Source organism: Limnohabitans sp. TEGF005 (assembly GCF_055394835.1).
In genome coordinates this window covers 427,007-451,623 of the sequence record NZ_AP029226.1, presented here as the reverse complement: position 1 = coordinate 451,623, position 24,617 = coordinate 427,007, and the positions used below count along the sequence as shown (strand labels likewise).

General features: G+C 56.6%; 29 protein-coding genes and 1 tRNA gene. 6 read left to right on the top strand and 24 right to left on the bottom strand.

Translation table 11 applies throughout. The features are described from left to right. The first annotated feature begins 8 nt into the window (after nt 1-8). From ACZ5RG_RS02165 to ACZ5RG_RS02150, 4 genes are all read left to right on the top strand, one after another. A complete protein-coding gene (locus ACZ5RG_RS02165; RefSeq protein ID WP_298602113.1) occupies nt 9-245 on the top strand; it encodes a hypothetical protein in 237 nt (78 codons plus the stop codon). Further along, nucleotides 242-871 (top strand): GNAT family N-acetyltransferase, encoded by a 630-nt coding sequence (locus ACZ5RG_RS02160; protein ID WP_464447665.1) that lies wholly within the window; start codon nt 242-244, stop codon nt 869-871. Before ACZ5RG_RS02165 ends, ACZ5RG_RS02160 begins: the two co-directional genes overlap by 4 nt. Beyond that, entirely contained in the window at nt 865-2,049 is a 1,185-nt protein-coding gene (locus tag ACZ5RG_RS02155; protein WP_298602117.1) for a vWA domain-containing protein, read from the top strand. The genes ACZ5RG_RS02160 and ACZ5RG_RS02155 overlap by 7 nt, the downstream gene beginning before the upstream one ends. Before the next feature lie 39 nt (nt 2,050-2,088). Continuing rightward, a tRNA-Arg gene (locus tag ACZ5RG_RS02150) sits at nt 2,089-2,163 on the top strand. A gap of 28 nt (nt 2,164-2,191) precedes the next feature. Here the strand turns inward: ACZ5RG_RS02150 and ACZ5RG_RS02145 are convergent. The 19 genes from ACZ5RG_RS02145 to ACZ5RG_RS02055 all read right to left on the bottom strand — a co-directional run bounded on the left by ACZ5RG_RS02145 (nt 2,192) and on the right by ACZ5RG_RS02055 (nt 20,681). Continuing rightward, entirely contained in the window at nt 2,192-3,136 is a 945-nt protein-coding gene (locus ACZ5RG_RS02145; RefSeq protein ID WP_464447664.1) for a cyanophycinase, read from the bottom strand. Between the two features lie 49 nt (nt 3,137-3,185). Next, entirely contained in the window at nt 3,186-4,184 is a 999-nt protein-coding gene (locus ACZ5RG_RS02140; protein ID WP_464447663.1) for an MBL fold metallo-hydrolase, read from the bottom strand. Between the two features lie 50 nt (nt 4,185-4,234). Further along, nucleotides 4,235-5,968: a thiosulfohydrolase SoxB gene (gene soxB / locus ACZ5RG_RS02135; RefSeq protein ID WP_298602124.1), complete on the bottom strand. Its 1,734-nt coding sequence runs from the start codon at nt 5,966-5,968 to the stop codon at nt 4,235-4,237. Between the two features lie 60 nt (nt 5,969-6,028). Then, a complete protein-coding gene (gene soxX / locus ACZ5RG_RS02130) occupies nt 6,029-6,685 on the bottom strand; it encodes a sulfur oxidation c-type cytochrome SoxX (RefSeq protein ID WP_464447662.1) in 657 nt (218 codons plus the stop codon). 18 nt (nt 6,686-6,703) lie between these two features. Next, the gene (gene soxA / locus ACZ5RG_RS02125) at nt 6,704-7,507 is read right to left on the bottom strand and encodes a sulfur oxidation c-type cytochrome SoxA (protein WP_298602130.1); all 804 of its coding nucleotides are present in this window, start codon (nt 7,505-7,507) and stop codon (nt 6,704-6,706) included. 74 nt (nt 7,508-7,581) lie between these two features. Next, the gene (gene soxZ, locus ACZ5RG_RS02120; protein WP_298602132.1) at nt 7,582-7,893 is read right to left on the bottom strand and encodes a thiosulfate oxidation carrier complex protein SoxZ; all 312 of its coding nucleotides are present in this window, start codon (nt 7,891-7,893) and stop codon (nt 7,582-7,584) included. Nucleotides 7,894-7,948: 55 nt separating this feature from the next. Next, nucleotides 7,949-8,404 carry a thiosulfate oxidation carrier protein SoxY gene (gene soxY / locus ACZ5RG_RS02115; protein WP_298602135.1) on the bottom strand — a complete coding sequence of 152 codons (456 nt, stop codon included), beginning with the start codon at nt 8,402-8,404 and terminating at the stop codon, nt 7,949-7,951. A gap of 69 nt (nt 8,405-8,473) precedes the next feature. After that, a complete protein-coding gene (locus ACZ5RG_RS02110) occupies nt 8,474-9,553 on the bottom strand; it encodes a c-type cytochrome (protein WP_464447661.1) in 1,080 nt (359 codons plus the stop codon). After that, entirely contained in the window at nt 9,537-10,901 is a 1,365-nt protein-coding gene (gene soxC, locus ACZ5RG_RS02105; protein ID WP_315139153.1) for a sulfite dehydrogenase, read from the bottom strand. The genes ACZ5RG_RS02110 and soxC overlap by 17 nt, the downstream gene beginning before the upstream one ends. Before the next feature lie 22 nt (nt 10,902-10,923). Beyond that, nucleotides 10,924-11,229 carry an ArsR/SmtB family transcription factor gene (locus ACZ5RG_RS02100; RefSeq protein ID WP_298602142.1) on the bottom strand — a complete coding sequence of 102 codons (306 nt, stop codon included), beginning with the start codon at nt 11,227-11,229 and terminating at the stop codon, nt 10,924-10,926. A gap of 126 nt (nt 11,230-11,355) precedes the next feature. Next, a complete protein-coding gene (locus tag ACZ5RG_RS02095) occupies nt 11,356-12,678 on the bottom strand; it encodes an OmpP1/FadL family transporter (protein WP_298602145.1) in 1,323 nt (440 codons plus the stop codon). Nucleotides 12,679-12,701: 23 nt separating this feature from the next. Then, entirely contained in the window at nt 12,702-13,274 is a 573-nt protein-coding gene (locus tag ACZ5RG_RS02090; RefSeq protein ID WP_298602148.1) for a DUF302 domain-containing protein, read from the bottom strand. Between the two features lie 170 nt (nt 13,275-13,444). Then, nucleotides 13,445-13,768, bottom strand: a complete 324-nt coding sequence (locus ACZ5RG_RS02085) for a hypothetical protein (RefSeq protein WP_298602151.1) — start codon at nt 13,766-13,768, stop codon at nt 13,445-13,447. A 124-nt stretch (nt 13,769-13,892) separates the two neighbouring features. Next, entirely contained in the window at nt 13,893-14,201 is a 309-nt protein-coding gene (locus ACZ5RG_RS02080; RefSeq protein ID WP_298602154.1) for a c-type cytochrome, read from the bottom strand. Between the two features lie 138 nt (nt 14,202-14,339). After that, entirely contained in the window at nt 14,340-14,720 is a 381-nt protein-coding gene (locus ACZ5RG_RS02075; RefSeq protein WP_298602157.1) for a rhodanese-like domain-containing protein, read from the bottom strand. A 31-nt stretch (nt 14,721-14,751) separates the two neighbouring features. Beyond that, nucleotides 14,752-16,137, bottom strand: coding sequence for a TolC family protein (locus ACZ5RG_RS02070; RefSeq protein ID WP_298602160.1), 1,386 nt, complete (start codon nt 16,135-16,137; stop codon nt 14,752-14,754). Nucleotides 16,138-16,155: 18 nt separating this feature from the next. Further along, nucleotides 16,156-16,365, bottom strand: coding sequence for a YgaP family membrane protein (locus tag ACZ5RG_RS02065; protein ID WP_019430141.1), 210 nt, complete (start codon nt 16,363-16,365; stop codon nt 16,156-16,158). Nucleotides 16,366-16,396: 31 nt separating this feature from the next. Continuing rightward, entirely contained in the window at nt 16,397-19,618 is a 3,222-nt protein-coding gene (locus ACZ5RG_RS02060) for an efflux RND transporter permease subunit (RefSeq protein WP_464447660.1), read from the bottom strand. 4 nt (nt 19,619-19,622) lie between these two features. Next, nucleotides 19,623-20,681 carry an efflux RND transporter periplasmic adaptor subunit gene (locus ACZ5RG_RS02055; RefSeq protein ID WP_464447659.1) on the bottom strand — a complete coding sequence of 353 codons (1,059 nt, stop codon included), beginning with the start codon at nt 20,679-20,681 and terminating at the stop codon, nt 19,623-19,625. A 134-nt stretch (nt 20,682-20,815) separates the two neighbouring features. Between ACZ5RG_RS02055 and ACZ5RG_RS02050 the strand changes: the two genes are divergently transcribed. Further along, entirely contained in the window at nt 20,816-21,145 is a 330-nt protein-coding gene (locus tag ACZ5RG_RS02050; protein WP_298603065.1) for an ArsR/SmtB family transcription factor, read from the top strand. 79 nt (nt 21,146-21,224) lie between these two features. Then, nucleotides 21,225-21,470 (top strand): metal-sensitive transcriptional regulator, encoded by a 246-nt coding sequence (locus tag ACZ5RG_RS02045; RefSeq protein WP_019430145.1) that lies wholly within the window; start codon nt 21,225-21,227, stop codon nt 21,468-21,470. Between the two features lie 21 nt (nt 21,471-21,491). Here ACZ5RG_RS02045 and ACZ5RG_RS02040 read toward each other — a convergent pair whose 3' ends face one another. From ACZ5RG_RS02040 to ACZ5RG_RS02020, 5 genes are all read right to left on the bottom strand, one after another. Further along, nucleotides 21,492-21,941: an OsmC family protein gene (locus tag ACZ5RG_RS02040; protein WP_464447658.1), complete on the bottom strand. Its 450-nt coding sequence runs from the start codon at nt 21,939-21,941 to the stop codon at nt 21,492-21,494. A 3-nt stretch (nt 21,942-21,944) separates the two neighbouring features. Next, complete coding sequence (locus tag ACZ5RG_RS02035; RefSeq protein ID WP_315237065.1) at nt 21,945-22,298, bottom strand: carboxymuconolactone decarboxylase family protein; 354 nt, start codon at nt 22,296-22,298, stop codon at nt 21,945-21,947. Between the two features lie 187 nt (nt 22,299-22,485). Next, nucleotides 22,486-22,911: a rhodanese-like domain-containing protein gene (locus ACZ5RG_RS02030; RefSeq protein WP_464447657.1), complete on the bottom strand. Its 426-nt coding sequence runs from the start codon at nt 22,909-22,911 to the stop codon at nt 22,486-22,488. Between the two features lie 158 nt (nt 22,912-23,069). Then, complete coding sequence (locus ACZ5RG_RS02025) at nt 23,070-23,948, bottom strand: MBL fold metallo-hydrolase (RefSeq protein WP_464447656.1); 879 nt, start codon at nt 23,946-23,948, stop codon at nt 23,070-23,072. A 134-nt stretch (nt 23,949-24,082) separates the two neighbouring features. Next, the gene (locus tag ACZ5RG_RS02020; RefSeq protein WP_312260477.1) at nt 24,083-24,547 is read right to left on the bottom strand and encodes a rhodanese-like domain-containing protein; all 465 of its coding nucleotides are present in this window, start codon (nt 24,545-24,547) and stop codon (nt 24,083-24,085) included. Nucleotides 24,548-24,617 lie beyond the last annotated feature (70 nt).

Below are 24,617 nucleotides of genomic sequence, written 5' to 3'. Positions count from 1 at the left end.
CTGCCGCCATGACCACACCCAACCCCTTGCTCGAAGGCCTGTCTGACGCTGTCGGCTTCGTCGGCGGCGCCTTGGCTGGCTATTGGGCCGGCAAATGGCTCGGCTGGAACATCTTCAGCGCAGGCTATGACAACGCCAGCATCGGCGGCATTTTGCTGGTCGGCCTCGGCGGTGGCGCTGGCTTGCACCTGGCGCGCTTTTGGCGCGGCAAACAAAAATCCAAAGATTCCGACACGCCGTCATGAGCGACTGGATCACCCCCACGACCCTGAGCGGTCAGCATGTGGCACTGGTGCCTCTGTCTGCCACACACCACGACGATCTGGTGGAGGCCGTGCGCGATGGTGAACTCTGGCAGCTTTGGTACACCACTATTCCCACCCCCGGGGGCATGGCTGCCGAAATCACACGCCGTCTGGACTTGCAAGCCAAAGGCAGCATGTGCCCGTTTGCCGTGATCGACCCGGTATCCGGCCGCGCCGTTGGAATGACCACTTACATGAACATCGATGCGGCCAACCACCGCGTCGAAATTGGCTCGACCTGGTACCGTCAAAGCGTGCAACGCAGCCGGCTCAATACCGAGGCCAAACGCCTGTTACTAACGCATGCCTTCGAGCAACTGGGCTGCATCGCGGTGGAGTTGCGCACGCATTACTTCAACCAGCAAAGCCGCCGCGCCATCGAGCGCTTGGGCGCCAAGCTCGACGGCGTGCTGCGCAGCCACCAGATCAACCCGCACCCGCTGGCTGCAGGCAGCCTGCGCGACACCTGCGTGTACAGCATCATCGCCAGCGAATGGCCGACGGTGAAGGCGCATCTGGACTTTCAATTGAGCCGCAACGGCCTCGAGGACAAACGGCCATGCTGATCGATTTTTTCTACACCCTGCGTGCCGCCAAGCTGCCGGTATCGGTGCGCGAGTATCTGACCCTGCTCGAAGCCTTGCAAGCCAATGTGGTCGGCCCCGCATCCGAGGCCTGCAGCATCGACGACTTTTACCACCTGGCCCGCACGGTCATGGTCAAAGACGAAAAGCATTTCGATAAGTTTGACAAAGCTTTTGGCGCCTACTTCAAGGGCGTGGAGATGCTGACCGACTTCACCAAAGAAGTGCCGCTCGACTGGCTCGAAAAAATTCTCCAGAAGGAACTCACACCCGAACAAAAAGCGGCCATCGAAAAGATGGGCTGGGATGAGTTGATGGACACGCTCAAAAAGCGCCTCGAAGAACAAAAAGAACGCCACGAAGGCGGCAACAAGTGGATCGGAACAGGCGGCACCTCACCTTTTGGCAACGGTGGACACAACCCGCAGGGCATTCGCATCGGCGGCAAAGGTGGCAACAAAAGCGCCGTCAAGGTGTGGGAACAACGCGCCTACAAGGACTACGACGACCAGCAAGAGCTGGGCACGCGCAACATCAAAGTGGCACTGCGCCGTTTGCGCCGTTTCGCCCGCGAAGGTTCACACGACGAGCTGGACTTGGACGGCACCATCCGCAAGACCGCAGCCAATGCCGGGTACCTCGACATCATGATGCGGCCAGAGCGCCATAACAATGTGAAAGTGCTGTTGCTCATGGACGTGGGCGGCACCATGGACGACCACATTGCCCGCGTCGAAGAAATGTTTTCGGCCGTCAAGGCCGAGTTCAAGCACCTTGATTTTTATTACTTCCACAACTGCGTCTATGACTTCATGTGGAAGAACAACAAGCGCCGCTATGCAGAGAAGTTCCCAACCTGGGACATCCTGCGCAAGTACAACAAAGACTACAAGCTGATCTTCATCGGGGATGCCACCATGAGCCCTTATGAGATTTTGCAAAAAGGCGGGAGCGTCGAATACAACAACGAAGAGGCCGGGGCCGAGTGGCTGCAACGCCTGACGCACACCTTCCCCAAGTTCGCCTGGATCAACCCCGAGCCACAAGGCGTCTGGCAGTACCGCCAAAGCATTTCGATCATCCAGCAGCTCATGAGCAACCGCATGTACCCACTGACCCTCAAGGGGCTGGAAGATGCGATGCGGATGCTCAGCAAGTGAGCCTGTGGCTGCAAGGCGGCCCTGTAAAATACAGCGCTTGCCACCGTAGTTCAATGGATAGAACTCTCCCCTCCTAAGGGAGTGATACAGGTTCGATTCCTGTCGGGGGCACCAAACTTTTAACGTCTGCCCTGCCGGTCGTTCACGCCCTGATCGGCCCCGCCGCCACCAAGCGCTGAATGGCTCGTCGCAATGGGGCTGACCGGGCTGTTTGCCCCACAGAGTTCACGCTGTAACGATGTCCTGATGGCAGCAGGTGCAACTGAACCCCCAGCATTTCAATCTGCTCCAGGCTTTCAAGTTCGTTCACATTGGATTGCATCTGCGACGGGTCAATCAAGGTCACAGTGCCTTGGCCAATGACTTCAATGGCAGCGCCCCGCTCGATCACCAAAGCGGTATCTTCGTCGATACCGACCCCCAGCAAATCCGGTCGCATGGCCAGAGTTGACAGCAAACGCGCCAGCCGTCTGCGCTCTGAAAAGTGCTGGTCCACCACAGCTTGCGACAGCAGCCCCAGGCCAATGTCGGTGTCTACCGCTTCTTTGCTGGGACGGAGTACCGCAGGCCCTTGGGCAATCATGTGGCGCGACATGACTGCCGCACCCGCACTCGTGCCACCAATGCAGCAACGGTTCAGGTGAAAGGACTGGTGCAATGACTGGTAGGCCGGGGTGTCCCACAAGGTGTCCATGAGTTTGGACTGGTCTCCACCGCTCATGAAAATGCCATCGGCTTGCAAGATCTCGGACTGCAGTTGGGGTGCATGGGCGCTGACGCGGTCATTGAGTGCCAGCCGCTGCACGTCTTCCACGCCCAACGACTTGAAGACATTTAGGTAGCTTTGCCAGACAGCTTGCGGATCCCCGCTGGCAGCGGTGATGATGCGAATACGGGCTTGGCTGCCGCCACAGTACTCGACGTATTTGCGCAAAATAATCCGGTCCTGCAAGCGGTCTTCAGCGCCGCCCACAATCACCAATCTGGACAATTTTGTGCCCTGCGCCAAGGCAGGCAAGCCTGCAAGGGCGGCAGCGCTCACGCCCATGGCTGCCGTCATTCGTCCCAAAATATCTCGTCGGTTCATGCTCGAACTCTACCCGATGAACCACCAAGAGCTGTGTGCGTTGGCCCCTTCAAAATGCCACTTTTTCAGCTTCGAGGTAGGCCAAGCTGATGTACTTGCCGATATTGCCTTCATAGCCCTGCATGGTCTTGGCCCGCAAGGACACACGCGGGTCTTTCAAGACGGCCAGTTTGGCCTCGGCTTCTGACTGACCGTCTTCGACCGCCTTCAGGCAAGGCGCCCATATGCCCGCCAAGAAATCACCATAGGTCTGGAGCAGGTCTTTACCGGGCTGGCCGTGTCCCGGCACCCAGATCTGCTCGCCCGCTGCCGCCATAAGCGCTTTGTAGTATTTGAAGGTGCCAGGGTACGAACCTTCGTCCATGTTGGCAATGCGGTTGGTCATGGCGATATCGCCCACTGCGGTGAGCTTGTCCTGCACCACTTCCACGCACAAATCAGAAGGGGTGTGCGCCGTGCCGTAATGGTGCATGCGCAAGCTCACGTCGTCAAACTGAATCACTTGGCCGTGCTGCACCGGCGTGTTGGGCAAGACCACCTCGGTGCCCAAGGTGGACTGGTTGGTCCAGCGCTCCATCAGGCTGCGCCAGAGATTGCCCTCAGCCCCCTTGAGTTTTTCAATGGTGCTGGGCAATGCATAAATGGGCAGCTTGTCGCCGTAGGTTTTGACAAAAGCGTGGTTACCCAGCCAATGGTCGCCGTGGTAATGGCTATTGAACACCGCCACCACCGGCTTGTCGGTCACCCTGCGAATCATGCGGATGGCCATCTGACCGATTTGCAGTGAGGCGCCGGAGTCGATCACCACCACCCCGGCCGAGGTCACGACAAAAATCACATTGGCCATCATGCCCCGGTTTTCAGGGGTGGGAAACCCATCGGGAGAGTAGATCAGCCAGACGTGCGCCGACAATTGTTTGGCAGGAATATCCGCCACGGGGGGACCTTCAATGAACTCCTGCGTTTGTTGTGCCAGCAAACGGGCTTCGGGCCACAAAGCGACACTGCCCAATGCGGTGCTGGCCAATATCAAATGTCTTCTTTTCATTGGGATCCCCTCATGCAAAACACAGTGCCTTTCGGCACTGTGTTTGTCCATCACGCAGCGTAACCTTTGTTTGGCAAAGCGCCCATGATTTTGGGGGCATTGAGCTTGCGCGGCTTGACGCGGCCACCCTGTGCCTTGAGCCAAGTCTCCACCACATCCCAGACTTGTTTGTTGCCCTGGTTGCGGGCTTCTTCGGCCACAGGGGCCCAACCCGCGACCTTGTATTTTTTACCGGCATCAATGAGTTGGCCTTTCAGACGCAAATCGCCGATGCGATTGCCCATGGTGCCCACAGGGTTGCAGCTGTATGACAAACCGCCCACGCGCACCATGTCACCACCTTGTTGGTAATAAGGATCGGGGTTGAACAGGTTGTCGGCCACGTCTTCCAGGACGGTCTTGATGGTCTCGCCCGTCATCTCGGTCACAGTGGCATACGAGTAAGTGGTGGCGGTCATGTCGAGCAACCATTCGCGTGTGATGGCCTGACCTGGCAACAGCGTGGTGCCCCAGCGGAAGCCAGGAGAGAAAGCAATTTCGGCACCTTGCACATCCAACAACGCATCGACCAGCAACTGGTCGCCAGTGCCATTGAAGTTGCCACGGCGGTACAACATGCCATCGGTCACAGCCAGCTTTTCAGACAGTTTGGACTCGTAGGGTGCACGGATCTTGGTGATCAAAGCGTCCATCTCGGGATCGGCCGGCAGCATGTTGGAGAACACAGGCAACAATTTGTAGCGGAAGTCACTGACCTTTTTGTCTTTGACATCAAAGTCGAGCACACCCAAAAACTTGCCATTGGAGCCCGCATTGGTGACCAACGTCTTGCCGCCTTTGTTGGCGATGATCGAGGCCACAGGCATGCCATCGTGCGTGTGACCGCCCATGATGGCATCGATGCCGCTCACGCGGCTGGCCATCTTCAAGTCCACGTCCATGCCGTTGTGGCTGATGACGACCACGACCTGAGCACCTTTGCCGCGGGCTTCGTTGACCATCTTTTGCATGTTCTCGTCCTGGATGCCGAACTCCCAGTCGGCCACCATGTAACGCGGGTTGGCAATCGGGGTGTAGGGAAATGCCTGGCCGATGATGGCGCAAGGCACGCCATTGATTTCGCGGATCACATATGGCTTGAAAACCGGGTCGCCAAAGTCATTGGTCTTGACGTTCTGCGCCACAAAATCGACCTTGCCGGCAAAGTCTTTCTCAACGATTTCTTTCACGCGCTCCATGCCCAAGGTGAATTCCCAGTGCCCGGTCATCACGTCAACGCCCAGCAATTTACAGGCATCGACCATGTCCTGACCGTTGGTCCACAGGCTGGTGCCCGAGCCCTGCCAAGTGTCGCCACCGTCGAGCAACAAAGCGCCGGGACGGCTGGCCTTCATGCGTTTGACCAACGTGGCCAAGTGCGCAAAACCACCGACTTTGCCGTAACGTTTGGCGGCTTTTTCGTAATCAAGGAACGTCAAGGCATGCGCCTCGGCGGTGCCCGGACGGATCTTGGCCACTTGCAACAAATACTCACCCACCAAATGCGGCAAATTGCCCTGCATGGAGCCAATGCCCATGTTGATGCTGGGCTCGCGGAAATAAATCGGCTTGAGCTGCGCATGGCAATCGGTCATGTGCAAAAACGACACATTGCCGAACTTCGGGATGTCGTACAGGCCATTGGAAGCCGTGGCCGCGCTGGCTTCGGCAAAAGAGCCCATGCTCATGCCAGCCATCGTGCCGGCACCCATGACTTGGATAAATTCGCGTTTGGAGAGATTCATATTTGCAATCACTGATATATACGGGGCTAAAAAACCCGGGCGAGCCGGGTTTTCGAGGGCTTACTGGTTGACGGGCGATTTGGGGTCGAGCAACAAGCCAACAACGTGGCGCACTTGGGTCTCGTTCAAGATGCCCATGTGGCCAGCGCGTGGCATGTTGGAACAGGCGTTGTAAGCCTTGGCGTTCCAAACCTTGCCCCAGGTGTATTCGACGATGGCTTTGCTGGCCGGATCGTCCGGGTTGGACACGCCACGGATCTTGCCGTAGTTGTACAAGCTCGGACCAATCGTGCCGTAAGAAATCTCTTTCTTGTCCATTTGGTGGCAGTTGTAGCAATTACCGCCATTGACCGTATCGGCCGTATCGCTCCAAGTCAAGCCTCGGCCACTTTGGGCAATTTTTTCGCCCTCTTTCCAGTCGCCAATGAATTTTCCATCCGATGGCCACTTGATGGCTTTGAAGTTGGCTTCTTCGATGGCCTTGGCCGTTTTTTCATCCAGCGGCTTGCCAGCCACATCGGCGTCGCTGCAAGCGCGGTTGGTTTCGTCAGTGGCGGTGATGCGCTCTACTTTGACAGCACCTTCGTCACGGAAAGAAGTCTTGACAATTTTGTCGGTCAAAGCGTTCAGTTCGGCAAGTGAAGGGCCGGATGCGCAGCCTGCAGCCACCAAAGCGGCCGTCAAGCTGGCCAATACAAGTTGGGTCTTTTTGTTCATGTGGTTCTCCTGGTCAGGTCAGCGTTTGATGGCCGGTGCGATCGAGACAGCACCCTTGGCATTCACGCCCAAATAGGTGGCCAAAGCGACAGTGGCGTCACTGGCAAAACCGGGATAGGGAAAGCGTTGCTGGCGGTAGCAATCGTTCAGGCGCAATTGCATGCTCCACATCTGACCATTCGACACGCGGTAGGCAGGCCAAGCAGCAAAACCAACGCCGTCACCGGGGTTCTTGCTCAGGATTGGCAAGTCTTGCAAACGAATGCGTTTGCCCTCTTCGCCGTGGCAAGACGCGCAAGAAAAATCATGGGGGCCGCCACGTTGAAAGAACAGGCGCTTGCCCACTTCGTAGAAGGTTTGTTCTTGCTGGTGTGACTGAGAGAGATTGAACTTCAAGCCCTTGGATTCGGCAGCGATCCAAGTGGCCAAAGCGGTGACGTTGGCCATTTCGCCACGCCCAAAAGCAGTCTTGGAAATTTCAGCGGCATTGAAGCCTTGCAAAGTTTCCATGCAGGTGACAAGACGGGATTCCAGGTCTTGCATGCGCTGAGTGTCAGCAAAATAACGAGGCAAAGACACAAAAGCACCCTTCACCACCCCCGGCCCTTGACCCAGATCGCACTTTTCGAGCGAAGCATTTTTGGGTCCGCGCGCTTTTTTCCAGAGGTCTTCGCCTTTGGCTTCAAAAAGCTCAGCCGGGTTGCCGTCTTGCAACATAGCCCGGTATTCATCAATGCCTTGACTGGCCGTTTTTTGGGCCATTGCCGGCGCTACAGACAGGGCCAAGGCCACTGCCATCGAAAGGGTTGCTGCTTTTTTCATTGTCACCTCTTTGGTTTGATCAAACGCAAAAAGGGTGAAGTGCTGACTTCACCCTTTTCCAACTCAACAGAAGATCACGACACCGTGGCTTCGTCGGTGCGGCTCTCGCCCTTGTTGTCTTTCCAAGTCACTGCAATTTTGTCACCGGCTTTAGCGCCTTTGACTGCGAATTGCAGAAACGGGTTTTTGGACACTGCAGGGCCCCATTCAGCGGCCAGCACTTGCTTGCCGTTGAGGTTAGCTGTGACTTCCTGGATGTACCAAGCTGGCACGGTTTTGCCGGAAGCGTCTTTACGCTGACCGGACTCCATCTCGTGGCTCATTAGCACACGGACAGTTGCTTTGTCGCCCGAGGCTTGGGCACGAATGCGCATTGGATCTGCCATTTTTTTCTCCTAAATCTTTCAATGAATCAATGTGAGGTCGGATGTTTGCAGTGGCTTAACCGCCGCAACCACCCAAGGTGACCTTGACTTCTTTTTTGGCCCACAAGGCTTTGCCGTCGTTCATGATGGCCACAGCGTAGACATCGGAAGACTGGCCCATTTTGGCGCGGGTCGTGAAATTGGTTTCCACGGCATCGGACACATGGAACATGGCCACGAGGGCTGCGGGGTTCTTCTCGACCAAAATCAGCATGTGCTTGACGCCTGGCAGTGCTGTGCTGGCACCCAAAGGCACCACAGCACCGTTTTCAGCGATGTCCGGACCGGTGATGGTCACGTCTTTGCTTTCGGCCATGCTGGCAGCGCCAGCGGCTTTGGCTGCGTCTTGCACCGACTTGGCTTCGAATGCGGCTTTGTTGAAGGCAGCGTGGGCAAACTGAGGGAAGCCAGCAGAGGCCAAGAGGCCCGCCACAACAGCGGTTTGCTTGAGTGTCTCACGACGGTTTTGCATCTGATATCTCCTTGATGATTGAGTGATGCTATTGAAACAGGTTCAGCAGTACAACGGGGAAAGTCCGTATTACTTGCTGGCCCCCTTGGAAATCCATTCGGCAATTTTCTTGGCGTCAGCCTCAGGCAGCGATTGTGGCGGCATTGGAATTTGTCCGTACACGCCAACACCACCAGCCTTGATTTTGCCTGCCAAATAATCTACTTTGCCGGCATTTTTCTTGGCCACTTCATTGAAGCCAGGGCCGACAATTTTCTTGTCCACGCCATGGCATGCGGTGCAGCTGTGCTTGTTCAAGAGTGCAATCGCCGCTTTGGCTTCGTTGTTTTCTGGCTTGACTGCAGCAACAGGTGCGGCAGCGGCTGCGACCACGGGCATACCGGCCTTGGGTTCAGGCTTGGTCGTGTCTGCGCCGCGTTGGGCACCCACGTTGCGGTTTTGCTCCAGCAAGTTGCCGTGGGCATTGCGTGCAAAGTCGGGCAAGAAAGAAGCCACTTTGGGTTCTGGCGTGCAGTCTTTCATGCAAACCTTGTTGGCTGTGTCAGGCTTTTTCACGCCTGCAAACTCGTTGCCTGGCCACATCGCATGCTGGGTTTGCATGCCATTGCGGTTGGGCATGCGGGCCTGCACTTCGGCGATGTTCTTGTCTGACAGCACATAGTTGTCAGGCACGATATTGGCCAAGTTCAACAAAAATGCCGTGACAGCGTAAACCTCTTCAGTGGTCAAGGTCTTGGGGTTGGTCCAAGGCATGGCACGGTTGATGTAATCCCACACGGTCGAGACCGACGCCACTTTCATGATCGTGGTCCGGCCAGGGTAGTCGGAGCGGTTCAAGTTGGCAACGCGCCCATTCTTGATGTCTTCAGCGGTGGTACCGCCAATCAGGGGGCTGAACACTTCACCAGACTCACCAAAGACACCATGGCAGTGAGCGCACTTGCCCTCCCACACATCTTGGCCTTTGGCGACCGAACCCGAACCCGCAGGCAAGCCCTTGAAGTCGGGACGCACATCGATGTCCCATTTGGCCACTTCTTTGGGCGTGGCATCACGGCCCACACCGGGAAACTTTGAACTCTGGGCAGAGGCCATACCAGCCACTGCCAGCAAAGCCACCGTCAAAACGGCATTACGAAACCTGGACATTTTTCACCTCACCGTTTTCCTGCACCAACCACGACTGGATGGCGTTGTTGTGATAAATCGAACGCGTTCCACGCACACCGCGCAACTGCTGGTAGGTGGGCTGAACATGTCCCGTGTCGTCTTGCGCACGGCTTTGGATGATGGCGGGCTTGCCGTCCCACACCCAGTCGAGGTTGAAACGCGACAAAGCTTTGGACAAGACCGGTGTTTCCAGTCGAGCCTGACGCCAATTGCGACCACCGTCAGTAGACACGTCCACGCGTTTGATCTTGCCTTTGCCCGACCAAGCCAGTCCTGTGATGTTGTAAAAACCTTTGTCCAGCAACACCTGACCACCGGATGGCGTGGTCACCACGCTTTTGACTTCCTGGATGTTGGTGTACTGGCGGTGCATGCCACCGGGCTGCAAATCGATGTAGTGAATCGCTTCGTCTTTGGCAGCATAGGGCTTGTCACCCACTTCGACGCGGCGCAGGTACTTGACCCAGCTCACGCCTTGCACACCGGGCACCACCAAACGCAGGGGATAACCGTTTTCGGGGCGCAGCATTTCACCGTTCTGACCATAGGCCACGATGACTTCGCCCGAAGTGATCAAGCTCATGGGAATGGTGCGGGTCATGGACGACCCATCACCGCCTTCGGCCAACACAAACTTGCCATTTTTCAAGTCAGCACCAGCCAACTCCAGCAGAGTAATCAAGGGCACGCCCGTGAACTCGCTGCACGACAACATACCGTGGGTGTATTGCACGGTGGGCACGGCCACGTTGCCCCACTCGGTCGCGCTGTTGGCGCCACACTCAATGAAGTGGAAACGCGAGACCGAAGGCAAACGCATGATCTCGTCCATGGTGAACACCATGTTCTTTTTGACCATGCCGTTGATCATGAAACGGTGCTTGGAGGGATCGATGTCCCACCAGCCTTGGTGGTGCCGCTCGAAGTGCAAACCACTTGGCGTGACGATGCCAAACAATGACTGCAGTGGCGCGAACGACACCGAAGCCTGCGTCGTCTGTGTGAGGCCGGGGCTTTGGCGGCGCTGCAAGTTCGCTTCGAACTTGGAGGGCTTGCCGTACCCTTCGACGGCCACACCTTGACCCAAGCCCACTGCGTGCTCGGGCAAGGTCAAGATATTGGGATCGCCGCCCTCGACGGGCACTGGGTTGCCCTGTGCCATGGCCATGGGGGCAACGGCACCTGCAGCCGCAGCTGCAAAGGCATTGCGAATGAAATCACGGCGGCCTTTTTTGCCTTCGGCAAAAACCTCCTTGACGCCACTTTGGGTCAGGAAGTTTTCAGGTGCTTTTTGCACTCTTCCTGAATGGATGCTGTCTTCTTTCACACAAACTCCTCGTTTTGAGTTGTCAATTCACTGCCACATCGATGGCCACCTGTGTGCACACGGCACGGCAAACCATCACAGCAGATTCGTCTGCAATCCGATAAAACATCTGAGCCCCCTGACGACGTTTGCCCAAAATGCCCGCCCTGTACATGATGTTCAGATGCTGCGACATATTGGGTTGCGCTACATCAATGTGGTCCAGCAATTGCCCTACGTTTTTTTCCCCTTGGCACAACTCGCTGATGATGCGCAAACGAATGGGCGTTGACAGTACGGCAAACAACTCAGCCGCCTTCTCAAACACTTCATCCATTTCTTCGCTCATGCGTGCTTTGCTGTTAGGTTCGTATATTCGGATGTGCGAATATATACGATAAACGATGAATCTGATTCAGGGATTACACCAACACACCTCTGATCAAAAAAATCTCTGATCAGAGGGTTGCCATCATCAATAGCTGTAGTTCATGAGAAATTGATAATTGGTTTGTGCATGCGAAATGCTCACACCAGAACCCGAGGTAACAGACACTTTCGGTGCGTGTGATACCGCTGCATCCAAGCCCAACTTATCGCTGATCCGATAGCTCATACCCGCAGTAAAGTGCTTTTTCACAATTGCAGGAAACAGTGGGTTAACGTAATTGTCTGGTATCGGATTGCTAGATTGGCTAAAGCCTGCACGCAAGACAAGGACTTCACTCGTTTTGTAAGACCCACCCAAAGACACCACGGTTTGATCTTTCCAGTTTTGAGGCATTGAAAAGTCAACCTGTCCTCCCATACCTGCACTGATGTAAGTCATATTGAAACTTTTCATCACATCGCGCCAGCCAATTCTCTTGATATCTGCGACCAATGTCAAAGCAGAATTGGCTTTGAAGGCAAAGCCCAAGGCTGTGCTGCTAGGCATTTGAAAATCACGAACGATGATTTGTCCTTGGTCCATGAATCCACCTGCAGCGCTCATGCTTGCACCAGTAGAATTTGTTTTCATATCGCCCACATTGGTTTTTAGGTGGTGCGTGATGCCCAGAGACAAATTAGGGCTAGCTTGGTAAACAGCACCCAACTTGCCAGTCCAGCCGGTAGATGTTGCTGCACCTGAAAAATCGCTGTTGTTCGAAAAATCAATTCGTGCCCATGACGCCGCAGCAAGCTGCGGAAGAGCACTGCCCAAATTCCCAGATGGCATACCAGTAACCATACCCCCTAACTGCTGCCCGCTTGCTGCCATCTTCATGTCAAGTCCCGACCATGTGTAGTCCAGAGAACCGCCGACACTCAATTGCTCGTTGACTTTGAAAGACAACGGAAAAATCACACGACCTGCACCCAATTCAGAGCGCACACCACTGCCAGACCCCATAGCCAAGAAACTGTCAGCTCCGTATTCAGTCCCCATGCCACCTTGTCCAAAAATACCCACACCCCATGTCATCTGATCGCTCTTACGAACCCAGCCCAAAGCTGGCATGACGTAAGAAGTTCCACTGGATGAAGCTACAGGCATTCCTTGCATACTTGATTTAACGTTAGGCCCCAATATGCCCATAGCTACATCAAGACGGGAACCAACCAACCCCAATTGCAATGTTGCAGGGTTGTTCATCATGCCGGCCGTACCGTTGTAATAAGCTGTTGATGCTCCGCCCTGTGCTAGCGACTCAGGGCCATAGCCCTCCATCAACATGCCATTGGTAGCCCAAGCTGTCGAACCCGTGGCCAAAACAGCGGCCAGCACGGTGGCGCGCAAAGTGTTGATTTTTTTCATTGTTGTCTCCAGTTTTTTTCAGATCAAAACTCACCCTTGCTGCCGCGTTCCATCATTTCCCAAATGGTGTCGCGAACAGCTTTGGCTTCTTCTTTGAGGGGCGATGGCAGCTTGCGGCCCATCTTCACCATCATGTCCATATTGAGTGTGTACAGCCACAGGCCGTCTTCTTTTTCAACCATGGACACACGGCAAGGCAAGTAAGCTGCCATGTGCGGGCTGAAATCGACCATGCGGCGTGCTGTCGCAGGCGAACAGAACGAGTACACGGTCAGCAGTTTTTCTTTTTTGCCCGAACGTGCTTCGAGCTCTTTTGACAAAGGCAAAGTGCCCACATCGCGCATGTTGCGCTCTGTCGCCACTTGTTTGAGGACTTGCTCGACCTCTTGGGCGGTCACGCCCTGCTTGACTTTGCGCTCCCAGGTGGTGGCCACAGCGATATCGCCTTCGCCTTCAACCCAGCGATCCCACATGCGACTGGCTTCTGAGCCCGCACCAGACTCCAACTTGCCGAGGGTGCTGATGGTGCCGCAGCCGGTCAACCAGATCGAGCTGGCCAAAACGGCCCATTTCATCCATGTGAAAGATTTACGCATTGATATTCTCCTGAAGTCTCGCAATGAAGGGGACCAACCAGACGCACCATGTGCCTTGTTGGGTTGATATCGATCATCCTTGACGCAGAAGAAAACGGGTATCGGAAGATACCCTATACCCTATGGGGTAAGGTATTTGTCAGTTCAAATTAAATTGAATCCTTAAATCTCTATTTGAACTTGTAATGGTTTCGATTGAGTACCGCAGCGACCGAATTGACCTCTTCAGGGAACATGCCCAAATTCAATTCGGTGTTGCATTGCTCGACCATGCCTCGCAGCAATGCGGCACTGTTGATGCGACCCTGGGGTTTATAGATGGCACTGCCATCACCCCCGACTTTGCCCACATGGCAAGCCACGCATTGGCTGTCAGCGATTAATTTTTCGCCCAACTTGTAATCCGCATCCTTGAAGATCGCTGGTTGTGCCTGGACACAGAAAGTAAAGAAGGCAACCGTGCAGGCTAGCAGCAAAGACGTGCGCAATTTCATGTTTTTTCTCCCATTAAAAAAGCCGCTCAAAGGATAACCTTTGAGCGGCAAGAAAAAAGCCACGAGTACCAATCGAGCTTTCTAAACAACCATCAATTTTGACCCGTTGTGCGGGTAGTTGAATTTACTTGGCACCCGCCAGAATCCAGGCCGCCAACGTATTGGCATCGGCGTCGCTCAAAGCGGCTTGCGCGGGCATGGGAATCGGACCCCACTTGCCAGAACCACCCGCCTTGATGCTCTTGGCCAAAGTGGCGACGGCGTCTTTTTGACCGGCATATTTTTTGGCGACGTCTTGGTAAGCAGGGCCAACCAGTTTTTTATCGACCGCGTGGCAGGCCATGCAGGCGTTTTTCTTGGCCATGTCCATGTTGGCGAAAGCGGGGGCAGACAACAAGGCCGACACGGCGGCAACGGCAAAAATCAATTTCATGAGAACTCCTGAAAGAATTAATATAACTGGCGGCTAATTTAACCGAAATCGAAGCCCCTTTGGACACTTGGAGCTCGCTCGCTCATCAGGGATTTCACTGAGACAGCAAAAACAAGACGCCAATATGGGAAGCCAGACTCACTCGAACGATGGTTGTTCGGGTTTGACCACTGATTTGCCGGCGGCTGCCCAGGCGTCAAAGCCGCCCGCAATCGAACTCACATTCAGGTAGCCCATGCTTTGCATGGTTTGCGCAGCAAGCGCGGCACGGCCACTGGTTTTGCAATACAACACCACCTTCAGGTCACGGCCCGACAAAGCGGGCGTGCCGCTGAGCTTGAACTCCAGCAAGCCCCGTGGCACCAACACAGCGCCAGGCAAATGGCCCGCCGCAAATTCATCGGCTTCGCGCACATCGATCAACACATCCGATTGCTGGATGGCCGCCTCGGCTTCTTGCAGGGCAATTTCGCGGATGTCAGTTTTGGCTTGCGACACCAAGTCATGGGCTGTTTTCATGTCGGTCTTCTCCAGTTCGAAATCTGATAAATCAAGGGGCTAAATGGGCATTGAGGGCTTGCAGGCTTTGCACCGACATGGCACCGGTCAAAGCATCCAGTTGCAATTGCGTGAGCAGCAAGTCAGCCTGTGCACGCAACCACGCCAGCTCGGCCTGAGCCGCATCGTTTTCGGCTTGCAGCAGTTCCAGCGTGGTGCGGTCGCCCACTTGCCGACCCAAACGGGTGGCATCTAGCCGAGCCGCGCTGGCTTGCCACGATGCCTTCATGGCCGCCAAACGGGCAGGCCCGGTTTGCAAGGCCAGCCACACCGAACGGGCTTGCTGTTGCGCTTGTTGCAGAGCCAAGTCGTATTCGGCTGAGGCTTTGTCTGCCGCGCTCACCGCCTCTTGCAATTTGCCGCTGCGCCAGCCGCCTGTGTACAAAGGCACATTCAGGCTCAGGCCGAGCATCTGCTGGCTTTGGGTGTTGGAAGATGGGCCAAAATCGCCCTCCCCGCTCAGGCGGTCCCGCCCTGCGGAGGCCACAAAATCGAGCGTGATACCGCCACTGCGCTCGTGCTTTTTAAGCTCTTGCAGGGCCACATTCCACTGGGCTTTTTGCAACAGCACGCCTGTGTTGGCTTGACGCACCTGCTCTTGAACCTGCGCCAAAGCGGGGACGGCAGTCAATGTCCGTTCGGTTTTGGGCACATGGAGTTTCAGGGCGTCGACGCTCAAGCGGGTGGATTCGGCCAGCACGCTACGGGCCATTTGCACATCGCTTTCGGCGGCGAGCAACTGTGCTTGCAGGCCCGTGGCACGGGCCGTGGCTTCGTGCGTATCGGTCACAGGCAAATCGCCCAGTGCAAAACGGTCTTTGACTTCGGTCAGCGAACGGCTGACGGCGGCATACTGGTTTTTCAGCACCTGTTGCTGGCGCTCCGCCACCAGCAAGTTGAAATACCTTTGCGCCGTGAGCTGCATGAACTGCTGCTGCGCCCAATCGGCACGCAGTTCGGCCACGCTGGCAGCTTTTTGCAACTGCGCTTGCTGCGCCTGGCGCTCAGGGCTGTACAGCGCTTGCTTGGCTTGCAACGACCAACGTGTTGAAGTGGCAGCGCTGGCCGAGGTGGCGAAGCTGCCAGGCATGGCCGGCTGACCACCCACGGCAAACTGTGCGCCCTGTGTGCTGGTATCTGCCGACATGGCCCCCACACTGGCACTGCCCATCAGCACCGGACGCCAGACGGCTTTGGCCTGCGCTTCGTAGGCTTGCACCGATGAGCGCGTAGCCTGAACCACCTGCATCTGCGGGTCGTGCTGACGCGCCTGTTCCCAAGTTTGCAGCAAATCCAAAGCCTGCACAGAAGGGCTGGCCAGCAAGGCCGCCAGCACCCAGCCGCTCAGTGGCCGGGGTTTGAACAAGGGCGTTCTCATGTCGTGCGTGCCGTCAAATCAGCTGCCGGCCTCAACGCCCAGTTTGCGCAAGATGGATTCCATCAAGCACCACTTGGTCAGGGCGCTTTGCAGCAGGTTAGCGCCCACAAAAGCGGTAAACGCCAGCCACCACGCGCTCACAAAAATGGGGCTGCCCTGCACGCCCAAAGCCAAAGACAGCAAGATGAAGGTCCCTGCGACCAAACGAACGATTTGCCAAGATTTCATGATTCAAACTCCGGTTGATGAAATTAAAAACTCAGGCCTCGTACTTTTTTCGGTACGCGACGTAATACAAAGTCGGGATGACAACCAGCGTCAGCACCGTGGACACAAAAATGCCAAAAATCAGCGAAATGGCCAAGCCGTTGAAGATCGGGTCATCCACAATGAAAAAGGCCCCGATCATGGCCGCCAGGCCCGTGAGCATGATGGGCTGAGCGCGGGTGATGGCCGATTGCACGATGGCCCGCTTGAAATCCATGCCGGTTTGCACTTGCAGGTTGATGAAGTCCACCAACAAAATCGAGTTGCGCACGATGATGCCCGCCAGCGCGATCATGCCGATCATGCTGGTGGCTGTGTACTGCGCATTCAGCAGAGCGTGGCCCGGCATCACGCCAATGATGGTCAATGGAATCGGGGCCATGATAATCAGCGGCGTGAGGTAAGAACCAAACTGTGCCACCACCAACAAATAGATCAGGATCAGACCAACGCCATAGGCTGCGCCCATGTCACGAAACGTCTCGTATGTAATCTGCCATTCGCCGTCCCACTTAATGCCGTAACCGCGCCAGGCATCGTCGGGCTGGCTGATGAAATATTCTTCGACCAGCGCACCGTCGGGCCCCTGGATTTTGGCCACATCGCCACGCATCTTGAACAAACCGTACAAGGGGCTGTCCACCTTGCCCGCCATGTCGGCGTTGACAAAATTCACCGGCAGCATGTCCTTGTGAATGATGGGCTGCTCACGCAAGGTGTCGCTCACGGTGACCAACTCGCGCATCGCCACCACTTTGCCCGTGGCGGTTTTCACGCCCAGTTGCAACAAAGCATCCAGATCGCCATGCAGTTGCTCGGGCAACTGAATCAAGGCGGGGACCGGGTATTTGCTACCGTCGTGCAGGTAAGTCACCGATTCGCCAGCCAAACCGGCACGCAAAGTGGTCACGATGGCTTGTTGCGACACACCCAGCACAGCGGCCTTGCGGCGGTCCACCAGCAAAATCTTGCGCGGTGCATCGGCGATCGAGCTGTCGTCGATGTCCACCACGCCTTCGGTCTTTTCAAAGACAGCACGTACCGATTTGGCCACCTGACGGCGCCCCTCAGCATCCGGACCATAAATTTCAGCCACGATGGGCGACATCACAGGCGGGCCCGGCGGCACTTCGACCACCTTGACATTGGCACCGTGTTTGCGGCCAATCTCTTGCAAGGCCGGACGCACACGGGTGGCAATGACATGGCTCTTGTCGCTGCGCTCGGACTTGCGCAGCAGATTAACTTGGATGTCACCCAGTTCACTGCCAGCACGCAGGTAATACTGACGCACCAAACCATTGAAATTGATGGGCGAAGCCGTACCCACGTAAGCCTGGTAGTGCGTGACCTCGGGCACCGTGGCCAAAAGGCCACCCAGCTCGCGCATCACGGCAGCGGTTTTCTCAAGAGGTGTGCCTGCAGGCATGTCCACCACAACCTGAAACTCCGACTTGTCGTCAAAAGGCAGCATCTTGAGCATGACCAAACCCGTCGCGGGCAGCACCAAAGACAAGGCGATCAAACCGGCAATGCCCAAGCCCAGCAACTTGCGGTTTTGACCGCCTTTTTGCGTGTCCAGCAATGGCTGGAAAATCTTTTCAAACAGGGGTTCGAGCTTAGCGCTCAGGCCAGTGTGACCGCCCCCTGACGCGTTCTCGCCGTGTGCGTGGTCAGACGGCTTCATCCACATGCCCGACAACCAAGGCGTGATGACAAACGCAATGGCCAGCGAGAGCAGCATGCCCAAGCTGGCATTGATCGGGATCGGGCTCATGTAGGGGCCCATCAGGCCACTGACAAAAGCCATGGGTAACAAGGCCGCGATCACTGTGAAGGTGGCCAAGATGGTGGGGCCACCGACTTCGTCCACCGCACCAGGAATGATTTCGCGAATGCTTTTGCCCGGATAAAGCTGCTGGTGGCGATGGATGTTCTCAACCACCACGATCGCGTCGTCGACCAAAATGCCGATGGAAAAAATCAGGGCAAACAGCGACACACGGTTGAGCGTAAAGCCCCAGGCCCAAGACGCGAACAAGGTTGCTGTCAGCGTCAAAATCACGGCCACACCGACGATGGCGGCTTCGCGGCGACCCAACGCCATGAACACCAAGGCCACCACAGACGCCGTGGCGAACAGCAGTTTTTGGATCAACTTTTTCGCTTTGTCGTTGGCGGTCTCGCCGTAATTGCGGGTCTCGACCACCACAACATCGTCAGGGATCACTGTGCCCTGCAGTTTCTCGACACGGGCTTTCACGCCATTGGCCACATCGATGGCGTTTTCGCCCGATTTTTTGGTGATCGACAGCGTCACGGCCGCGAATTCTTCACCGCCATTGTTGACGTTGTTGCCGTGCCAAACGTAACGCTCAGCGGGCATCGGGCCATCTTTCACGGTGGCCACATCTTTCAGGAACACCGGCTTGCCCTGCACCACCTGTACCACCAAGTCCGCCACATCACTGGCTTGCGCCAAGTGAGGTCCAGCCTCGATGGCCACGCTTTGGTTGCCACCCAACAATTCACCCACGGGCAAGCCCAAGTTGGCAGATTGCAGGGCCATGCGTACATCGTGCACCGTGACACCAGAGCCATTCATGCGCTGCGGGTCGATTTGCACCAGCGCCGCGCGGTGCGGACCACCGAGGGTGACCACATCACGGGTGCCGGGCACGCGCTTGATATCGGCCTCGATGCTGTGCGCCACGCGCTCCAGCTCAAAAGCGCTCACCTCGGGCGTACGGCCATGCAAGGTGAGTGACACGATCGGCACGTCGTCAATGCCCTTGGGCTTGATCAGGGGTTCGGGCAGGCCCAGGTTACGAGGCAACCAATCGGCGTTTTCGCGGATCGTGTCGTGCAACTTGACCAGCGCCTCGGTGCGCGGCACGCCCACCTTGAACTGCACGGTCATGATGGCCACGCCAGGGCGCGAGACCGAATAAACATGCTCGACACCGGCAATCTTGGACAGCACCTGCTCTGCCGGAATCGACACCATTTGCTCCACATCGCGCACCGATGCGCCGGGGAAGGGCGCGATCACATTGGCCATGGTCACATTGATTTGCGGCTCTTCCTCGCGGGGCGTCACCATCACGGCAAACACACCTAGCAAAAACGCCACCAGCGCCAAGAGTGGCGTGATCTGTGCGCTTTGAAAAGCTGCCGCGATGCGGCCCGACACACCCATTTTTTGCTCGCTCATGGGGTCACTTTCCGGTTTTTTGGCCGAGGGTGGCGGGCTCTGTCACGACGTTCTCACCATCGCTCACACCCGCCAAAATTTCAACGGTCTGGCCTGCTGTACGGCCCAAGCGAACCTGCCGCAAACGCGGCTTGCCTTGGGCATCCATCACGTAAACGCCGGTCATCTCCGCACGGCGCACGATGGCGGTCAGAGGCAAAAACACACGCCCCTCTCGGGCTTCACCCGATGCTTTGGTGGCAGGCACCCAGACCCGGGCAAACATGCCGGGCACCAAGCCCTCAGTGCCTGCAGGCAACGCCACGCGCAGCTGCGCGGTGTGTGTCACGGGGTCCACGGCGGGCAGCAACTGCACGCTGGCTGCGACCGCACTTTTGTGGCCAGCAATGTCATATCGCACCGCCTTCAACTGGGCACGCACACCATCGATCATTGACTGTGGCACGGCCGCGCTCACGCGCAAAGCCGAAGGATCGTGCAGGGTCACCAGCGGACGGCCTGGCATGGCCATGTCACCCAAGGTGACGGTCACATCGGACACCACACCATTGAACGGGGCACGCATGCTGAAAAACCCGGTCTGGGTTTGGGCTGCTCGGGTTTGCGCTTGCTGAGCTTGCACCTGGGCCTGGGCAGCTTCGAACTGGGCTTGGGTGCGATCAAGTGCACCCTGGCTGATGTATTGCTTTTGGAACAGTTGCTTCTGACGATCGAGCTCTTTGCTGACCACGCGCAAGTTAGCCTGTGCGGCTTCGAGTTGGGCTGTGCTGCCCACCACGTTTTGCTGGGCTGCACTGGCATCGATGCGCAGCAGTTCCTGCCCAGCACGCACCTGATCACCGGCCTTGACGTTCAAGATCACGATGGCTCCAGCCACCTGGCTCGACAAAGTCGCCTGGCGCACCGCCTCGACGACTGCGTCAAGGCTCAGCTCTTGCGTACCTGCTGCGCTGGCTTTGGCGGCCACGCTTTTGACCCCTGCTGTGTCATCTGCGGCCCAAACGGAGGCCGCAGGCAAGCCTGAGAATGCCATGGCCGCAGCCAAAATCAAGCGTCTGTTCATCGGTGCATCTCCATCAAACCGTTAGATTTACACATTTGGTTGTTTGCGTACATACGCAATGATACAATTAAATCCGATAGCCGGTCAATCATTTTGCGACTGACGGCATCCCTAGAATGTGTTGTGGAGCACCCATGAAAGATTTGCCAGCCAAAGCACTTGAACAGATTGCAGCCTATTTTCAGGCGCTGTCGGAGCCCACACGTCTGCAAATTCTGAACCTGCTGCGCGACACCGAGCACAACGTGGGCGAGTTGGCCCAGTTGTCGGGTTATTCGGCTGCCAACGTCTCACGCCACCTGTCTTATCTGGCGCAACACGGCATCGTGGCTCGCGAAAGCCGAGGCACGAGCGTGTTCTACAAAGTGACCGACCCTTCGATTTACGCCTTGTGCGACCTGGTCTGCGCCAACATTGCCCGGCAGTACCAACAGACATCCAGCGACCGGGCCTTATTCAGCTGAAACGCAGCAGACATCGCAAAAAGCTATCATGCGCACCAGCGGCCCCACCCTCTCCCCAGGGGCCCATCAGGAGACTTGCATGAGCCGCATCGTGAACGCCGAGAAAAAGAAAAACCTGTGTGCCCGCCTGGCCCGAATTGAAGGTCAGCTGCGCGGTTTGCAAAAGCTGATCGAGGCCGATGCGGATTGCGAAAAAATTGCCCAGCAAATGGCTGCGGCCCGCAAAGCGCTCGACAAATCCTTTTTCTCCATGGTCGGCTGCATGATCGAACAAGGCGACCAGTCACCCGAGCATGTGGCGGAAATGCTGACCAAATTCGCCTGAAACCCCGCGCTTCTGAAAGTCTCAGGACTTCAGCAGCACCCCATCGGCATCGAGCACACGCACCTGAATCGGGATACCCTGACCCACACTTTGGGTGACGGTGCAAAAGCCCTCGAACTGACCCAGCACACGCTCCAACTGCTCCAGCTTGGCGGCGCTCACCCCCAAGTGCAAAGTAGCCACCATCTCCAGCACGCGCATGCGGCCTTCGGCATTGCGGCCCACCTGGGCTTGCACTTCGCAGCGAAGAGGTTCGGGTTCTTGCTTGAATTTGCGCAGGGCAAACAGCAGCGAATCACTCAGGCAATTGCCCACCGCCGCACACAACAACTGCACGGGCGAGGGGCCCTGGCCTGTACCCAAAGGCGCGGGCTCATCGCTGGTCAACACGGGCATGCAGTCGTCAAAGCGGATGTCAAAACGGTAATCTTGTTGTTGGGTCAATGTGACCGTGATCAGTTTTTCGGTCATGGCTCAGGCCTGCCCTGCTTGCAGGTCATCCCAGGCCTTGACGGCTTCAGCCGCGTACATCAAGGCGGGACCGCCGCCCATGTAGACGCACACAGCCAGCATTTCTTCGAGCTCGGCCCGAGTGGCACCCAGCTTGATCAAGGCTTTGACGTGAAACCCGATGCAGCCCGAGCAGCGCTGCGTGACCCCAATGGCCAGCGCCATCAGCTCTTTGTGCTTGGTGCTGAGCGCGCCCTCGGTCATGGCCGCCTGGGCCAGCTGGCCAAAGGCCTTCATGGCATCCGGCTGGCTTTTGCGAAACGGAACCAGGCATTCGTTGATGTCTTGCATCAGGCCGGGATGGTCAAAAGTGCTCATGGGCTTCACCTTTCATGTCGTGGCTACAAACTGAACGCCGTAAAGGTAAGCTTTTGTGCATGCCCCAGGGCTTATATATAAGCATCAGTCTATATCTTCAGGGTGCACCTGGACTTGCCTTAGATCAAGGCATTCACAGGCACAGCACGCACTTGACCAGCCCAGCTGATGGGCTGGGTTTTCGCACTCAGGATTTGCCTGGTGCCAGCAAATCTTGCGGCTTGACCATGGGCCAGCCGCGCTTGGCCAACTCGCTCATGCCGCCATTCACATAGCGAATGTTGGTGAAGCCCTGCTCTTTCAACCCCTCGGTCACGGCACGCGAGCGGTTTTGGGTATTGCAGATGAGCAAGACCGGCTGATCGGCTCGCTTAGGGATTTCGGCCACGCGTTGCGCCACCTGGCTCATGGGCAGCAAGACCACGCCTTGCGCCACGCCCGTGGCGTGCTCTTGCTGCTCGCGAATGTCGATCATCAACACCTTGCCCGCCTCATGCTCAGCCCGGGCTTGCTCCAGCGACACATTGGGCAGCGCCGCTTCGGGGCTGCAAGCTTGCAGAGCGAGCGCGGCAGCTATCAGAAATACAAAGGCAAAAAATCGAAATTTCGTCATGACCACCTCTCAAAAATACTGAAGTCTTGGAAAAGATACCCAATCATTGACAGCGCTAAGCCGACAAGCCAAGAACCTTCTGTGCATGCCAAATTGACAGGAATTGACCTCCGGAAAACTCAAGGATTGATCAGGAAGTCTGCTGCGCCCAAAGGAGTTCACAGCGCGTCCAGCGGAATCTTCAGGTAGCGCTGGCCATTGTCTTCAGGCGGTGGCATTTGACCAGCGCGCATGTTGATTTGCACCGAGGGCAGGATCAGCACCGGCATGGCCAAGGTGGCATCGCGCTTTTCGCGCATGGCCACAAACTCGACCTCGCTCACACCTTGGTGGACATGCACGTTGTGCTTTTTTTGCTCGGCCACCGTGGTGACGCACTGGGGCTGTCGACTCTCTGGTGGGTAGTCATGGCACAGGTACAGCTCGGTGCTGTCGGGCAGGCTGAGCACTTTCTGGATGGACTGAAACAACACGCTGGCACTGCCGCCAGGAAAGTCGCAGCGGGCAGTGCCATAGTCAGGCATGAACAAGGTGTCGCCCACAAAGGCCACCTGCCGTGCGGGCACAACAGCCGGATCGGTCACCAAATAAGTCATGCAGGCCGGCGTGTGGCCAGGGGTGTGCATGGCTCGGGCTTGCAAAGTACCGATCTGAAAACTTTCACCATCGTCCAGCAAACGATCGAACTGACTGCCGTCGCGGGCGAATTCGGTGCCCGCATTGAAGAGCTTGCCAAAGACGTTTTGCACGGTGGTGATGTGCGCACCAATGGCCAATTGGCCACCCAACTGTTTTTGCAAATAAGGGGCCGCCGACAAATGGTCGGCGTGCACATGCGTCTCCAAAATCCACTGCACACGCAGGTCAAGGGCTTTCACGCGGCCCACCAGGCGCTCAGCACTGGTGGTGTCGGTGCGGCCTGACTTGGGGTCATAGTCCAGCACACTGTCAATCAACGCACACTGCCGAGTGGACAGGTCTGCCAGGATGTGGCTGAAGGTGAATGTGGCCGGATCAAAAAAAGATTCAATGTGCATGGGGACTGAACTCAGGGCAGATTTTGTAAGAGGACATCTATCATGTTTGACAGCCCTCATGGATGCCATTCATGTGTTTCACTGTACCGCCACCGATTGGCATCGGACATGATTTGACTCAACAGGGACTCCGTTCAATGCTTGGCCGGTCCTGCCGCTTTGGCCGCTGCATCAAAGCCGCCTTTGGCTTTCCACTCTTCCATGCCGCCTTGCAAAATGCGCACGTTGTCCCAGCCTGCCACGCGCAGCGCAAAACCGGCTTGGGCCGACAGCGACCCGGTGTTGCAGTAAATCAGCACAGGCTTGTTTTTGGGGATAGTGTTGCGCTTGGCCAGCACCTGACGCCAGTCCATGTTGACCGCGCCAGGGATGTGTCCCTTGGCAAATTGCGCCGAATCACGCGCGTCGATCACCATCATCTTGGGCCACTCGTCTTTGGGAATTTGCTCGGCAAAAATCACACCGCCGCCGTAGTCCACAAACTCCAGATAAGCCTCCATCTCGTCAGTCACAATCGCTTTGTTATCGGCCTGGGCAGCGGGGGCCAGCAGCAGGCTGCAAGCAGTGGCGGCCACAAGGCACAGCGTTCGGACAGTCATGTCATCTCCAATTCGTCGGTTAATATCAGTGATGATGAATATTGTCATCGAATGAAGGCACGACTTCCAA

What these genes read in the sequence shown, in the direction of transcription:
- soxB (WP_298602124.1), bottom strand. Translation starts at nt 5,968, where the DNA reads ATGAATCTCTCCAAACGCGAATTTATCCAAGTCATGGGTGCCGGCACG.
- ACZ5RG_RS02085 (WP_298602151.1), bottom strand. Translation starts at nt 13,768, where the DNA reads ATGAAATTGCGCACGTCTTTGCTGCTAGCCTGCACGGTTGCCTTCTTT.
- ACZ5RG_RS02165 (WP_298602113.1), top strand. Translation starts at nt 9, where the DNA reads ATGACCACACCCAACCCCTTGCTCGAAGGCCTGTCTGACGCTGTCGGC.
- ACZ5RG_RS02050 (WP_298603065.1), top strand. Translation starts at nt 20,816, where the DNA reads ATGAAAGATTTGCCAGCCAAAGCACTTGAACAGATTGCAGCCTATTTT.
- ACZ5RG_RS02045 (WP_019430145.1), top strand. Translation starts at nt 21,225, where the DNA reads ATGAGCCGCATCGTGAACGCCGAGAAAAAGAAAAACCTGTGTGCCCGC.
- ACZ5RG_RS02035 (WP_315237065.1), bottom strand. Translation starts at nt 22,298, where the DNA reads ATGAGCACTTTTGACCATCCCGGCCTGATGCAAGACATCAACGAATGC.
- ACZ5RG_RS02065 (WP_019430141.1), bottom strand. Translation starts at nt 16,365, where the DNA reads ATGAAATCTTGGCAAATCGTTCGTTTGGTCGCAGGGACCTTCATCTTG.
- ACZ5RG_RS02080 (WP_298602154.1), bottom strand. Translation starts at nt 14,201, where the DNA reads ATGAAATTGATTTTTGCCGTTGCCGCCGTGTCGGCCTTGTTGTCTGCC.
- ACZ5RG_RS02055 (WP_464447659.1), bottom strand. Translation starts at nt 20,681, where the DNA reads ATGAACAGACGCTTGATTTTGGCTGCGGCCATGGCATTCTCAGGCTTG.
- soxY (WP_298602135.1), bottom strand. Translation starts at nt 8,404, where the DNA reads ATGCAAAACCGTCGTGAGACACTCAAGCAAACCGCTGTTGTGGCGGGC.
- ACZ5RG_RS02070 (WP_298602160.1), bottom strand. Translation starts at nt 16,137, where the DNA reads ATGAGAACGCCCTTGTTCAAACCCCGGCCACTGAGCGGCTGGGTGCTG.
- soxZ (WP_298602132.1), bottom strand. Translation starts at nt 7,893, where the DNA reads ATGGCAGATCCAATGCGCATTCGTGCCCAAGCCTCGGGCGACAAAGCA.
- ACZ5RG_RS02030 (WP_464447657.1), bottom strand. Translation starts at nt 22,911, where the DNA reads ATGACGAAATTTCGATTTTTTGCCTTTGTATTTCTGATAGCTGCCGCG.
- soxX (WP_464447662.1), bottom strand. Translation starts at nt 6,685, where the DNA reads ATGAACAAAAAGACCCAACTTGTATTGGCCAGCTTGACGGCCGCTTTG.
- ACZ5RG_RS02060 (WP_464447660.1), bottom strand. Translation starts at nt 19,618, where the DNA reads ATGAGCGAGCAAAAAATGGGTGTGTCGGGCCGCATCGCGGCAGCTTTT.
- ACZ5RG_RS02025 (WP_464447656.1), bottom strand. Translation starts at nt 23,948, where the DNA reads ATGCACATTGAATCTTTTTTTGATCCGGCCACATTCACCTTCAGCCAC.
- ACZ5RG_RS02090 (WP_298602148.1), bottom strand. Translation starts at nt 13,274, where the DNA reads ATGCGTAAATCTTTCACATGGATGAAATGGGCCGTTTTGGCCAGCTCG.
- ACZ5RG_RS02160 (WP_464447665.1), top strand. Translation starts at nt 242, where the DNA reads ATGAGCGACTGGATCACCCCCACGACCCTGAGCGGTCAGCATGTGGCA.
- ACZ5RG_RS02155 (WP_298602117.1), top strand. Translation starts at nt 865, where the DNA reads ATGCTGATCGATTTTTTCTACACCCTGCGTGCCGCCAAGCTGCCGGTA.
- soxA (WP_298602130.1), bottom strand. Translation starts at nt 7,507, where the DNA reads ATGAAAAAAGCAGCAACCCTTTCGATGGCAGTGGCCTTGGCCCTGTCT.
- ACZ5RG_RS02100 (WP_298602142.1), bottom strand. Translation starts at nt 11,229, where the DNA reads ATGAGCGAAGAAATGGATGAAGTGTTTGAGAAGGCGGCTGAGTTGTTT.
- ACZ5RG_RS02145 (WP_464447664.1), bottom strand. Translation starts at nt 3,136, where the DNA reads ATGAACCGACGAGATATTTTGGGACGAATGACGGCAGCCATGGGCGTG.
- ACZ5RG_RS02075 (WP_298602157.1), bottom strand. Translation starts at nt 14,720, where the DNA reads ATGAAAACAGCCCATGACTTGGTGTCGCAAGCCAAAACTGACATCCGC.
- ACZ5RG_RS02110 (WP_464447661.1), bottom strand. Translation starts at nt 9,553, where the DNA reads ATGTCCAGGTTTCGTAATGCCGTTTTGACGGTGGCTTTGCTGGCAGTG.
- ACZ5RG_RS02020 (WP_312260477.1), bottom strand. Translation starts at nt 24,547, where the DNA reads ATGACTGTCCGAACGCTGTGCCTTGTGGCCGCCACTGCTTGCAGCCTG.
- ACZ5RG_RS02095 (WP_298602145.1), bottom strand. Translation starts at nt 12,678, where the DNA reads ATGAAAAAAATCAACACTTTGCGCGCCACCGTGCTGGCCGCTGTTTTG.
- ACZ5RG_RS02040 (WP_464447658.1), bottom strand. Translation starts at nt 21,941, where the DNA reads ATGACCGAAAAACTGATCACGGTCACATTGACCCAACAACAAGATTAC.
- ACZ5RG_RS02140 (WP_464447663.1), bottom strand. Translation starts at nt 4,184, where the DNA reads ATGAAAAGAAGACATTTGATATTGGCCAGCACCGCATTGGGCAGTGTC.